At 64.6% G+C, this 12871-nt stretch carries 7 protein-coding genes; 2 read left to right on the top strand and 5 right to left on the bottom strand.

The genetic code is table 11. The features are described from left to right. The first annotated feature begins 197 nt into the window (after positions 1–197). Complete coding sequence (locus tag LZC94_24935) at positions 198–1121, top strand: formylglycine-generating enzyme family protein (protein ID WXB11116.1); 924 nt, start codon at positions 198–200, stop codon at positions 1119–1121. A gap of 3 nt (positions 1122–1124) precedes the next feature. Here LZC94_24935 and LZC94_24930 read toward each other — a convergent pair whose 3' ends face one another. The 5 genes from LZC94_24930 to LZC94_24910 form a co-directional block, all read right to left on the bottom strand. Further along, positions 1125–2948: a long-chain fatty acid--CoA ligase gene (locus LZC94_24930; protein WXB11115.1), complete on the bottom strand. Its 1824-nt coding sequence runs from the start codon at positions 2946–2948 to the stop codon at positions 1125–1127. A 132-nt stretch (positions 2949–3080) separates the two neighbouring features. Further along, a complete protein-coding gene (locus tag LZC94_24925) occupies positions 3081–4790 on the bottom strand; it encodes a DUF4397 domain-containing protein (GenBank protein ID WXB11114.1) in 1710 nt (569 codons plus the stop codon). 7 nt (positions 4791–4797) lie between these two features. Then, positions 4798–7542, bottom strand: coding sequence for a hypothetical protein (locus LZC94_24920; protein ID WXB11113.1), 2745 nt, complete (start codon positions 7540–7542; stop codon positions 4798–4800). A 622-nt stretch (positions 7543–8164) separates the two neighbouring features. Next, positions 8165–9277, bottom strand: coding sequence for a substrate-binding domain-containing protein (locus LZC94_24915; GenBank protein ID WXB11112.1), 1113 nt, complete (start codon positions 9275–9277; stop codon positions 8165–8167). Positions 9278–9356: 79 nt separating this feature from the next. Further along, the gene (locus LZC94_24910; GenBank protein ID WXB11111.1) at positions 9357–10355 is read right to left on the bottom strand and encodes a Virginiamycin B lyase; all 999 of its coding nucleotides are present in this window, start codon (positions 10353–10355) and stop codon (positions 9357–9359) included. Between the two features lie 1312 nt (positions 10356–11667). Here LZC94_24910 and LZC94_24905 point away from each other — a divergent pair. Next, complete coding sequence (locus LZC94_24905) at positions 11668–12870, top strand: hypothetical protein (GenBank protein ID WXB11110.1); 1203 nt, start codon at positions 11668–11670, stop codon at positions 12868–12870. The last annotated feature ends 1 nt before the right edge of the window (position 12871 follow it).

The raw sequence follows: 12871 nt of genomic DNA, 5'->3' as shown, positions 1-12871 counted from the left end.
TTGGATGCAATGTAGTCGATTAGCGGCCATATCGATGGACGACGACATTCAGGTTGCGAAGAGATCGCGTGGGGCGATAATCGAATGCAGCTGACACGCAAGGGCCCTCGCGCACGTGGGGGCGCACTCGACGGAGTACGAACATGAATTCCTTTCGGCATCACTCCCGAAAAGACTGGAGGCGAATGGGCGTTGCCGTGAGTACGAGTGTGTTCATATCGGCCATTTATGTAACGAGCTGCTACGATTTCGGCGCCCTTCAAGCGCCGGACGAGGTCGCGGATAGGGTCCTCGACGGCCGAGCGGCCGATGGCGCGCAATCGGACGGTCGGCAGCTCGACGGCGGACGCGGCGACAGCCAACCCGATAAGAACCCGCGCGACGCCAGCGAGCCGCCCCTCGCGTGCAATGTCGCCCAAACCGGGCGTGGTCCGCTGATGGTGGGCTCCCGGGCGCCGCGCGACGCGGGCCTCTTTTGCATCGATGCGACCGAAGTCACCCGCAACCAATACGCGCAGTTCCTCGCGGAGACGCCGAGCACGTACTCCCAAATCGCCGCCTGTCAATGGAACAAGACCTTCGTTCCATCGAAGCACTGGCCCGACGGCGCACCGCGCACGTCGGACCATCCCATAACGTACATCGATTGGTGCGACGCGTACGCCTTTTGCCAATGGGCCGGCAAAGCCCTTTGCGGCGATCTCGATGGCGGCCCCCACGCGTTCTTCCGCTATGCCGAGCCGGCCGACGCCAGCACCGATCGCTGGCGCGTCGCATGTACCCACGCCGAGGACGGCATGCACGAGTACCCTTACGGCAACACGTACGATTCGCTCGCGTGCAACGGCAAGGACCAAGCCCGAGGCATCGCGCTCCCCGCCGGCTCGAGCCCCAAATGCGTGGGAGGCTTCTCCGGCATCTTCGATATGAGCGGCAACGTGAACGAATGGGAGAACTCTTGCCAGCCCACGAAGACCGATGACGGGCCGGCCAAAGATCTCTGCATCCTCCGCGGCGGGAGCTTCACCAACTCCTCCGACGGCGTCCGCTGCGCCAGCGCCTTCGTCACCACCCGCGACTATGCGGGCGATGACGTCGGCTTTCGGTGCTGCAGCCGCTGAGGGTCAATCGTCTTCGGCGCTCGAATCGCCCGCGCGACCAGGGGCGGCGTAGAGCGCTTCGATCTCCTTGGCGTACTTCTCCGCGATGGGCTTTCGTTTGAGCTTCATGGTCGGCGTGAGCTCGTCTCCGCCGGGCTCCCAGGGGATCGTCAAGAGCGCGTAGCGCTTGATCTGCTCGACCCGCGCCAGGCGTTGATTGGCATGTTCCACGGCGGTGTCGAGCGCGTCTCGGAGGCGAGGGTTGCGCGCGAGGGAGGAGAGATCCGTCTCCTGGAGATCGTGCGTTTTGGCCCACGCGGCCGCCGCTTCGGGCTCGAGCACGATGAGCGCCACGTTGTAAGGGCGCCGATCGCCGATGCAGATGGCCTGGCCGATGAGCGGGCTCGCGCTCTTGATGGCGCACTCGATGTTGGCCGGCGACATGTTCTTGCCGCCGGAGCTGATGATCAGCTCTTTCTTTCGGTCGATGATGCTGAGATAGCCCTCCTCGTCGAGCGCGCCGATGTCGCCGGTGCGGAGCCAGGCTTCGCCATCGATCGTCTCGGCCGTCTCCTTTGGCCGCCCGCGGTAGCCTTTCATGACGATGGGGCCGCGCACCAGCACCTCTCCATCGCTCTCGAGCCGGATCGCGACGCCGGGGAGGGGGAGCCCCACCGTGCCGATGCGGATGCGGTCCAAGGGATTGAACGTGGCCACGCAGGAGAGCTCCGACATGCCCCAAACCTCGCAAATCGGGAGCCCGATGGCCGCGAAAAACTCGAGCACCTCCAGCGCAATGGGCGCGGCGCCCGCGAGGCGCCACCGCGTGCGGTCGAGACCCAACGACGCGCGCAACGGAGCGAACACGGTCGCGTCGGCCCGCGCATGCTCGGCGAGGAGATTCTCGTCCGGCGGAGCGCCCAACCCGCGCAGCGCCGCCTGCTCGGCGCGCACTTTGCGTAATCCCACTTCGAGCGCTCCGAGCATCGCCTGCTTCACCGGCGGCTCGGACGTGGTGATGCGCGCTTCGAGCCCCGCTTTGATCTTCTCCCACACGCGGGGCACCGCACCAAAGCGCGTGGGGCGCGCCTCCCGCACCGCGGCGACGATCGTGCGAGGATCGCTCACCTTGGTCACGCAAACCCCAGAGGCCATGGCCTCGTAGTGGCACCAAACCCGATCCGCGATGTGCGCCGACGGCAAATACGACATATCGCTTTCGCCCTCGTGCGACGGCAGCACGGCCCTGAACCCCGCGAGCTCGGCGAGCACGTTCGCGTGCGTGAGCTCGACGCCTTTGGGCGCTCCGGTGGTTCCGGAGGTGTAAATGATGGTGAGCACGTCGTCGGGCTGAACGGCGTGCCACGCCGCGTCGAAGTCGAAGTCGGCGTTGCCGGCGCGTTCCAGGGCGTGGAAGCCGAGCACCTCGGGGAGGGGGTCATCGTCGATGCAGACGATGTGCGCGGTCGCGGTGTTGGCCGCCGCCTTCTGCACGCGCTCCAGGAACTGGCGCTCGGTGACGAGCACGCGGCTTCCGGCGTTTTCCAGCACGCTCGCGATCTGCTCGGTCGCGAATGTGTTGTAGATGGAGAACGGGACGGCGCCGAGGTGCATGGCCGCCGTATCCACCAGGTGGAACTCGGGGCGGTTCGTGAGCACCAGCGCCACCGTGTCCGTGCGGCGCACGCCAAGGGATGCCAGGCCGGCGGCGATCGATTTTACGCGCTGCGCGTATTCGGCCCATGTGATCCGCGTGGCGTCCGTCGAGGTGCGGAGCGCGACTGTGCCGGGATGGCGTGCGGCGGTGGCTTGAAAAGCTTCGCAGAGTGTTTTTGGCGTCCCCCTCATTCGGCAAGGCTAACGCCATGTGACGAAAAGGCAACGTGAACCTCCTCGTTCGCCGCCCGACGCGATTTGGAGCGCGACGCGAGAACCGGGACCGATTCTCGCGCCGGATCGGGGCGCGTGGAGGTGCCCGGCTCAGGGCTTGGGCAGCTGGAATCGGCGGATCGTGCCGCTGGCGCTCAGCGGAATGAACGCGAGCTGCGCGTTCCTCTTCGGATCTTTATCGTTCCAGTCGCCCATCAGGATCGCGACGTTGACATCCAATGGGTTGCCGGTGGCGACATTGGCGCGATTCGAGGCTTGATCGCCGGTGGGTTGCACGCCAACCCAGCGCTGGAGCAAAGTCCCATTCTGAGGGATCGCGAACACGGTGCCCGCGAGGTCGCTCGTCTCGCCATACGCGATGTTCGTGAACTTCGGGGTGAAGTCGTCGCCGCGCTTGCCGTCGCTCTTCGTATTCCAGTAACCGACGTCCACCGCGGGAGCGTTGGGCGAGGCGTGGATGACGATGCTGCGCGGTGCGGTGGAGGAAATGAACCCCGGCGTCGCTCGAACCTTCCAGAACTTCGATCGAAGTTGTTCCGCCCCGGTGCTGCCCGAGAAGCCCATGATGGCTCCCACGTAAATGCCGCCGGGCTCGAGCGGTCCGGTGCTCTGATTGTCGAGCACCGCGGCGCCGGCCCCGCTCGTACCCGCGTCTCCGCCATCCGCGCCCCCATCGACGGGGGTGCCGGCGGGGTCGACGAATTTCAAGGTGGCGCCGCCCGGAGCGACATCGAGGTAGGTGGACTTCGCGCCATATTTCAGATTGGCGGCGATGTCTTTACCCGATTGCACTTCGAGCAGCCCGGGGGTCGGCGGCGGGGACGCGTGGAAGATGTACGCAAGAGGATCGCGCTTGACCAACGTCGCCGGCGTGTCGTCGCCTGCTGGCACGAGGAGCAGCGCGTGCGTGCGCTCGTCGTCGGCCCAGCGTGCCGGCTCGCCGACGCTGACCACGAAGTAACTTCGTCCCCCGCCGCCGAGCACCGAGGCCGGGACCGTGAAGGGCGCGCGCTTCGTCGGGCCGACGACCCCGGGATCCGCCGTCGTGAGGAGGATCGATTTGGCGGCGGCGGGGGCGGTCACGCCCTTTTCGTTGCTGCTCTCGCCGAGCTTGAGCGCCGCCGACGAATCATCGCCCGAGCCTATCGCGAATGAATCGATGGTCGCCCCGTAGTCGGCATTCAAGAATCGGAGCTTGACCTCTCCGCACCTCGGTCTGTCGAATTTTTCCTCCGCGATCACGAGCGAAGGCGAACCCTCCGACGAGCCCGCCCTGCCGATCGCGAAGATCGTCAAGCGGGCCCCGGGCGCTACGGCCACCGGGTGGGTCCGAATGTCGACAGCGGCGCTCGCGTCCGATGCCCCGTCGTCCTTCGCCGAGAATGTCACGTCTCCAGCTGTGATCTTGGCGTATTTCGTGACGGAGGGGGCGCCTTTTCCGGGGGCAGCTGGGTCGAGGTTCGGAATCACCGCGCCGTTGGCATAGAGCCGAATGGCCGGAGCATCCAATTGGCCGATGGGCAGTCCCTGGTTGGTCGCCAAGAGCACGTTGACCAATCGGACCTTCGGGCTCGGATCGGTGTCCTCGGGAAGGGAGCACGCGGAGCCAGCATCGCGCGGCGGCGTAGCATCCGGCGGGGTATACTGATCCGGGACGCTCCCGTCCGTCCCGGGACCAGGACCGGGCCCGGGACCAGGGTTCGCATTGTCATCGCTGCAGCCACCGCTGGCCCCCAGGGCTCCGGCGAACGCACCGCTTGCCGCCAAGAGGAAAAGCCAATTGACACGTTTCGTTCTCATTGTTCGATCACTCCATCGGATACTTGATCTCGCACGCGTTGCGAGGCGCCGTGAAGCCGCCTTTGCTCAACTCGTCGCGTAGATACATGAAGACCATGGTGCCAGCGTTGAAGACGGCCCTCTGCAGCCACGCCTCGACCTCGGGAGAGTTGGCGGCGGCGGCGCGGAGTTGAGGCGTCAGCGGATTGTCCAAGGTGCAGACATCCCTCCACAAGGGGAGGCCGAACCAATTTTGGTTGGCGACGAGCAGGTCCCAGTTCTTGCCCGCCACCGCCTTGTCGTAGCTCTTTTCGATCCCGTCCGCGTCGGTGCGGAATCGATCGCACGTGACCCGCGCGACGCCGAGCATATTGGCCTTCGCATTCTTGAAAGCCTGCTGTCCCTTCGTGAAATCGACGGGGAGCGGGACCGCCGTGATCGCGCGCGACGAGACGAACGCGTCGAAGAACGTCTTCTCTTCCTCGACCGTGCGCCCAAACGATACGTTCGTTCCTCCGGTCGCCATCCAGACCAGGTATTTGGCGGCCCCGTTCTTCCCCAAGCCGCCGGAGCAACCCGCGCTGGTCGAGCCGTGGTCGAAGCAGTCGACGTTGGCCGCGGGATTGCGTCGAGGGCCGAAGAGCCCATCGGCGAAGTTCGCCACGAACGCACCGGACGTGGCGCGCAGCGCGCGCGCCGCTCCCGTCTGTCCGTCGCCGTGCACACCGTGGCAGTTCGCGCAGATCCCCGCGTAGATATGTGCTCCCGGGGTCGTCGCGTACAGCGCACCCCACTTCATGCGCGGCTTCTTCGACACCGGATCGATCATCCATTCTTCGATCGCAGGCGCCGGGGGCTCCGGGGAATTCGGAAAATTGCACTTCGGATCGAAGTACCCCTGATAGTAAGTCTTCTTTCCGAGGTCCTCGTGCCCCTGCGTCACCGAGAGATCTTTGACCCATTTGTCCATTTTGGTGGGCCAATCGATGTTGCGCGGGATGTAGGGATCGCGCTCGGTGCCGTCCTCGAGCACCCAATCGATGTCCGCCGCAGGCTTGCAATCGCGTCGGGCGCGCTCCTCCGCGCGGAAGGCGACGATCTTTGCCGCGATCATGGCGGTGGCGTCCCCCGGCACCTCCACACCTTTGTTTCGGTAGTCCCGCGGTACCGAGCCCCACCAACGGGCCAAGAGGACGGGCAGCCGGCAGTCGATGCCGGGTGAGTGAAGCGGCATATGGAAGCTGAAGAACGCCGTCGGGCTGTTGGGACCGGTGGGAGGGCCGCCGAACGCGTTCGTATCGTACGCTCCCGTCGGCAGGGTCACGCGCGTATAGAATCGGCTGAGGGTGAGCGCTGCTTCGACGTCCGTGTCCGAGATGCTATCGGGGACCTTGACGAAATGCGGGATATCGTCGGCCCCTTTCGTCGCGAAGTCGAACCCGAAGACGGAGCCGCCCGGGCCTGGCGCCAGATTGAATTTGCGCAGGGCCGGGTTGCTCTGCACCGCGTAGCCGTTCGGGTTGTGGCAATGCACGCAATTGCCGACCATGTACGCCTGCATACGAAGCTCGTCGTCGTTGCGTGGCTTGCGCGGGGCTGCCGAGGTCTCGAGCTTCGGCAGATCGGCCGCCGAGACGCCCGTGATCACCCCATACGCGATCAGCCGCTCGGCCTGATCGAGCTCGCTCGCGAGCACGTCCCCGTCGTACACGCCGCCCTCGTCCTTGGCGCGCCTGTTGATCTGGAGCGGCGTAAACCCGAGGATGAAGTTCTTTGCCTCCGAGCCCGTGTGGCACGCGATGCATCGCTCGCTGCCAGGGACCGCGTAGCTGCGCATCGCCTGCGGTTTTTCGTCGGTCACGTAAGGGCGCACCCAGTCCGCGAATGGTTTTCCATTCAGGTACGTCTCGAGCTTGTCGGGGGCGTCCGGATTGAGGCCGGTGCCCAGGAGCTTGGCCCCCGTCTCCTCGGCGTTCCAGACGTACGTGCCGAAGATGGCGTCTTCGCTCCTTTCGCGCGTCACGATGATGCGCGTCTCCATCTTCCGATAGCGCTTTACGCCGTCGGCTTCGACGACGGATTTGAGGAACGTCTTGTAAAATCGGGTATTGGGCGGAATTCGGAATTGCTTCGTCTGCGCATCGTACGAAATGGATTGTCCCTCCGGAACGTGCACGAACCGCAGCTTCCCCGCGTCGTCCGTCCAGAGTGGATAGGCCGGCGCATAGGAGATGGTCCCTTTTCGCGCGAGCGCCTCCGAATCGAGCGACACCACGTCGGTCTCCGAGAGCTTGGCCGGCAAGTCGGAGAACGAGCGCATGGCCGCGAAGCGCGTATCGGCCGTCGCGTCGTGTCCGAGAATCGCCCGGCTCGGAATACAGCTCCCCAGATCCGTCATCGCCGCGCCCACCTCGCGCGAGGTCTGGAGATCACCGCCCGGGTTCACGGGGGTATCCCCCTTCGGGAGCTTGTACGTGCCGGCCGAGCAGCCTTGATCGATCCACGCTTTGAGCCTGCGCCCGAGCGCCTCCTCGCCGCCCACGCCCTTCGGCATCTGGCCGCTGATCATCATCTCCGCCGGCGTATGGTTCTTGCCGCGGGCCTTACAGAGCCCCTCGCGCGTACCATCGTAAGAGAAGTCGCCTTGCTGCGCGGGGCTCTTGTGGCAGTTGCCGCATCGAAGCAGGATTTCGCCCGCCAAGTTGTTGAACGTATCCAGCGCCTCGTCGACCGTCGCCGACGTCCGTTGCGGGATCTTTTCGTGTGACTCCACGGGCGCACAGGCAGTCGTGACGACCGGCCCATCTCCGCCCGCATCGATCGATTGTGGTGGCGACGCTGAATCGCTGTCCCCGCAGCTCGCCGCCGCGAGTACGGGCAAAAGGATCGCGGTTCCGACCGCGATTGCGTTCATCTTACTCCAATGCCAGCCCATGCCCGGTCGACTCCTCTATTATTTAATTTGGTGCGACTTAATAAAAGAAAGGCTCGTGTATGTAATTAATTTAAGGGGGCTTCGTAGAAACGTCACATTCGTAATGAAATTGCCCCAGATTTAGGATCGCTCGTGCCACGATGAGCCAGACGAATCCTCATTTGGGCTCACCGTGTGCACCTATTGCGACATCGCTTTCGACTTTTCCCGAACGCCGCAGATGACGATTTTACATCGATCGCATCGCCCATTCGGCATCGACGGATTGGTTGATTTCGGGCGATGGGTGCGGGGGCGTTGGCTCGTTGTACGAAGTGAGCCGATTCGAACGCGATTCGCGTGTGTGCCCGCAGCGTGATCTTCCCTGCGGTTCCCTCCCGTGAGGCGGCCACACCACGCGAATCATCTCCTCCTCAAGTCTTCAAGTCACTTCAGGGGTTCTGCGACGGCGAGCGTCGACTCAGTTGCACGCGCCGGCGCCGCACTCCAGGGCCACGTGGTCCGGATCCGACTGATCCGTGCAGGAGATGAAGCCGGCGTCCGTGAGCTTGCTCTCGAAGGTGAGCGCCGTCGCGTCGCTGCCGTAGGGGGCCTGGCCGAACGCCCACTTGAAGAACTTCGTCTCGGCGAGCGCGCGGCTGTTGGCCGTGTTCTCATTGAGGTAGAGGAAGCGGGCGAAGGGGTACGCGTTCGCGGGATCCGACACCAGGGCGCGGATGTTGGCGAGCGAGGGCTCTTTGCCCGCGACCTTGATCGCCTTGGGGGCGGGGCTGACGGTGCCCGCGCCGAGGCCGGCGTAGGCGAGGACGTTGCTGCTGCCGGCGGAGAGCTTGCCGATGCAGTCCGTGGCCGAGTCGGTGGGCGCGCAGGGGCCGTTCGGGGCCTGGAGCGACGAGGTGCCGTCCGGGTCCGTCGAGAGAGCCGGGCCGCTCGCGCGCTCGACCACGACCTTCACCGAGCCGCAGAACGCGTTGCAAGCGGCGCCCTTCTCGCCGAGGATGCTCTTGAACGTATCGGTCGTGCCCGACGCGTCGTCACGGCGGTAGGCGACGATCGTCGCGTTGGCGCCGCCGATCTGGCTCCAGTTGGTGACCGAGCAGGCCGCGGTGCTGCCGGAGCCGTCGGTGCCGCAGAACGCATTGCGGACGTTGGCGAGGGAGATGTCCGTGACGGACTGGCCGCTGGAGCTCCAGATGCCGATGCCGTCGAGCGCGACGCGGTGGCTCTTCTCGCCGGCCTCGCAGCCCTTGAGATCGCGCGACATCGGGGTGATCGACTGATCTTTGCTGCCGTTGCAGTAGATGCCGACGGGCTTGCCGCGGAGGCACTTCTCACCATTGCCCGAGCCGGTGCCCAAGTACGTCAGGCTGCCGGCCGCGGGGGACGCCGCGACGGCGGAGACAATCGCGTCTCGCATCGTGTCGGAGCCAAAGAAGCCCTGGCCGTTCGGGCCGGTGAGCGCTTCGGCGGCGCTGCCCGTCTGGGCGTTCTCATCGACGGCGGAGCTGGCGCCACATGCTGCGACCGAGGTGGCCACGATGGCCGTCAAAATGCTCTTTGCAATCGTCTTCATATCAGCCTCCAGAGACGTTTTCACGGTTGGTTACAAGCCAGAGAGAAGTCGAAAAAGGAAAGCCAAGGGGGAGTCGAAATCAGCGCGTGGTCACCGTGCGCACCTTGCCCAGACGCGCCCCGGCGCGCTCGACGAACCAGAGGTCGAGGACTCCGCAGTTCTCGAAGCGGGGGACGAACGTGATCCCGGCCGGCAGCGAGTCCGCGTTCGGCAGCGCAAACTCGGTCACCACGCCGGCCGGCGTGATCCGAACGATCTTGTTCGCGTCGGACTCCGTGAACCAGATGTTGAAATCGGGGCCGATGGTGATCCCTTGCGGCCCGACGTCGGGCGGCAGCGGGAACTCGGTGACGGCGCCGTTCGAGTCGATTTTGGCAACTGCGCGGCTGGTGGTGAACCAGACCTGGCCGTCGGGGCCGATGGTCAGCGCGATCGGGACACCGGCGCTCGCGGGAAGGGGGAGCTCGGTGACGGCGCCCGCCGTGGTGACGCGCGCGATCTTGCTGGTGAAAGACTCCGCCACCCAGAGATCTCCGCCCGGGCCCATGGTGATGCCGAGAGGCTGCGCGTTGGGGGAGGGGAGCGCGTACTCGGTGATGACGCCCGCGGTGGTGATCGCGCCGACTTTGTTGCCGGTGACCTCGGTGAACCACACGTTCCCATCGGGGCCGAGGGCGATCCCGAACGGCTGAGAGTTGCGCGTGGGAATGTCGTAGTGCGAGATGACGCCGCGGGTGGTGATGGCGCCGATTCGGTTGCTCCCGGACTCGACGAACCAGAGACGGCCGTCGAGCCCGGGGGCGATGCCGAGCGGATTCGATCTCGCCGGAAGGGCATATTCGGTCACCACGCCCTTCGCGTCGGCGGCGCGGATCTTGTTGCGGGAGACATCCGTGAACCACACGCGGTTGTCCGGCCCGAAGGTGATATACGCCGCATCGGCGCCGGCCGAGAGCGCATATTCGGTGATGTCTCCGGTGGTCGCTGCCGGGCAGCGGCCGGCGCTGGCGGATGGTGCGAACGTAATGACACAAGCGCCTGCGACGATCGCGCAGGCTGCAATCGATCTAGCAATCATGTTTCACCTACGTCGGGAGCGCGATGGCCGGGCTTGGCCATGGGCTGCTCCGTTCTCGAGCGGTATCGTAGGGTTACACTTCACGCCGGACGCGACGATTGAGTTACTTAACCAGGGCAACTCTCGTTGCGTTTCGAATCGCGGTTCACTCGCGGGATCGAGGCGGGATGTCGACTCGAACGATATCGTTCTTCATCGAACCCTCTCGGCAATGTGATTTAAATGCACGCCGACTATCTTCGCGCTCCACGTCCGAATCAGGTTGAACGGCTCGAGCGTGCGCAACACGGGGCAAGACTCACTTGGGGCGAGCCAGCAGGTAATGGCTGTTTAGCGGACTTCAAGGCAACCGCGAGTTACGCTTCTGTGAGTTTCGCGTGATGGAGACCCGCGCGGTGGACACCGGCCCGTTGCAATGCGACTCACCGGTTGTTGCATATGCATCGTCGAGCTTTGTCGGTGAGGTCGAGACGATACGTTTGCCCATTCGCGGGCGCACAATCGTCGGCGGCGGCCGAAGTCATTGGAAACGTGCGAAGGTCGCCAATGACCTTTGCCGCCATGCGGCACGTCGACATCGTTTGAGCATTCGTCGTCGCTACGCCGCGAATCGGGTCGAATGAACTTTAATGAATTCGGTCGAAATTCAAACTGTCGCGAACATTGGCTGATGCGGTTGGAACGTTCAAAGCTCAGGCGTACGAAGTGCTCGTGCCGGCCGATCGCGCCATACGCGAGTTAGAGGGTATATGACAATCGTGTGACGTATCCCGTGGAGGCTGCCCTATTTCGGCCCATCGGGCCCGAGCGCTCGATCGACGGGCATCGTTGCCGGCGAGCGTGACGCGACAGGCGCGGGATATCGTGGACAGCTGGGTTGGAGAGGGCTACTCTTTAATTTAATTAAATTGATTTTAATTCGAATTGAGCCCGACTTGCATGATCGATCCGCGAATGGCGCCGGTTGGTTCCGTAACCATATCGAGATATCCAGGGAGGCTCTCTTTTTGAAAACCAGAGACGCAGACGGCGGGTCGGCCGTTCTCGGGCAATGGAGTTGCCGTACGCCATGTCCGCAGCGATCGCCGTGCATTTTGTAACGGCATGAACATCATGTAAGCAGTAACGGTCGTGACGGTGAGGTAGGGTGAGGCTGGCGGCTTCCATTCCGGACCTCCGGAGACTCGTTGCTCAGTTGTCGCACATCCGACACACGGGGAGCGCAACCTTGCGGCGGCTCCGAACAAGGTCGTGGACCTTCCGAAGGAGACCATCGGCTTCGTGTTGTGCGCCCATACTCTTAGGAGGATTCATGAAACGCCATAGGGCTCTCGGATTTGCCCTCTTTGCTGCCGTCTGCGGCGCCGCGTCGGCGGCGTCTGCCCAGACCGCGTGCCCTGCCGACTCCATTGTCATTCGTGGCTCCAGCGCTTCGGAGCCCATCATCAATCGGGTCGCCGTGCTGGCCAAGGCCCAGGGAATCAATATCGTTTACAATAGCTCGGGCGGCTCGTGCGCGGGGGTCAACTCGCTGATCCCGGCCACCGGCACCGGCGGCACGACCGTCAAGACCCCCAGCGGCCGTACGAAGTACGATGCCGCCAATCAGACCGCCACCTGCGACCTGGCGACGCCTCGCGAGGCGGACATTGGTGTCTCCGACGTTTACTCGACCTCGTGTTCCACCCTCGGCGGGCCTGCCACGCCGGACACCGTCCTCGATTACCTGGGACCGGTGCAGGTCTTCACGCTCGCCGTCTACAACGATCCGAGCTTCCCCGTCGTCATCAGCGCAGAGGCTGGATTCAACATCTTCGGCGTCACCGCGCGGGCCGGCAATGCCTCCTTTAACGTGGACCCCTGGAGCGTGGCGGCCGATGTGCTTGCCCGCAACGAGGGCTCCGGCACCCAGCAGATCTGGGCGCGCGCCCTCGGTCTCCCCGTCAACAAGTTCGGGGGCGCCGACCAGGGTGGATCGGGCCAACTTCTGGCCAAGATCAACTCCTCCCCGCGCAGCTCGGTCATCGGGATCATTGCCCTGAACGACATCGTCCCGACCGGGACGCCGCCCGTGCAGCCGAACGTGCGCCCGCTGGCGTTCAAGGCCAAGGGCCAAGACTTCGGCTACTACCCCTCGAGCACCTCGACCGCGGTCGACTTGATCAACGTGCGCGACGGTCACTACGCGCCCTGGGCAAACCTCCACTTCTTCACGAAGAAGCAGGACGGCAAGGCCGCCGACCCGAACGTGCGAAAGATCCTGGAGCTGCTCGAAACGAAGGAGACCGTCTCGACCATTTCCAAAGGTCGTGCCGTTCCGGCGTGCGCGATGCAAGTGAGCCGCAGCACGGACATGGGCGACTACGCGGAGTACAAGCCCGCGAAGGCGTGCGGTTGCTTCTTCGAGCAAGAGGCGGGAGCGCCCGCGTCGGCGAGCTGCAAGGCGTGCTCGGATGACAGCGGATGCAGCGGGTCGAACCAGCAGTGCGTCTTTGGCTATTGCGAGGCGAAGTAAC

It is taken from the genome of Sorangiineae bacterium MSr11954, from assembly GCA_037157815.1.
GTDB lineage: Bacteria > Myxococcota_A > Polyangia > Polyangiales > Polyangiaceae > Pendulispora > Pendulispora albinea.
This window is presented reverse-complemented; position numbering and strand designations above follow the sequence as displayed.

Coding starts and splice junctions, on each gene's coding strand:
- LZC94_24930 (WXB11115.1), bottom strand. CDS start 2,948: ATGAGGGGGACGCCAAAAACACTCTGCGAAGCTTTTCAAGCCACCGCC.
- LZC94_24925 (WXB11114.1), bottom strand. CDS start 4,790: ATGAGAACGAAACGTGTCAATTGGCTTTTCCTCTTGGCGGCAAGCGGT.
- LZC94_24915 (WXB11112.1), bottom strand. CDS start 9,277: ATGAAGACGATTGCAAAGAGCATTTTGACGGCCATCGTGGCCACCTCG.
- LZC94_24910 (WXB11111.1), bottom strand. CDS start 10,355: ATGATTGCTAGATCGATTGCAGCCTGCGCGATCGTCGCAGGCGCTTGT.
- LZC94_24905 (WXB11110.1), top strand. CDS start 11,668: ATGAAACGCCATAGGGCTCTCGGATTTGCCCTCTTTGCTGCCGTCTGC.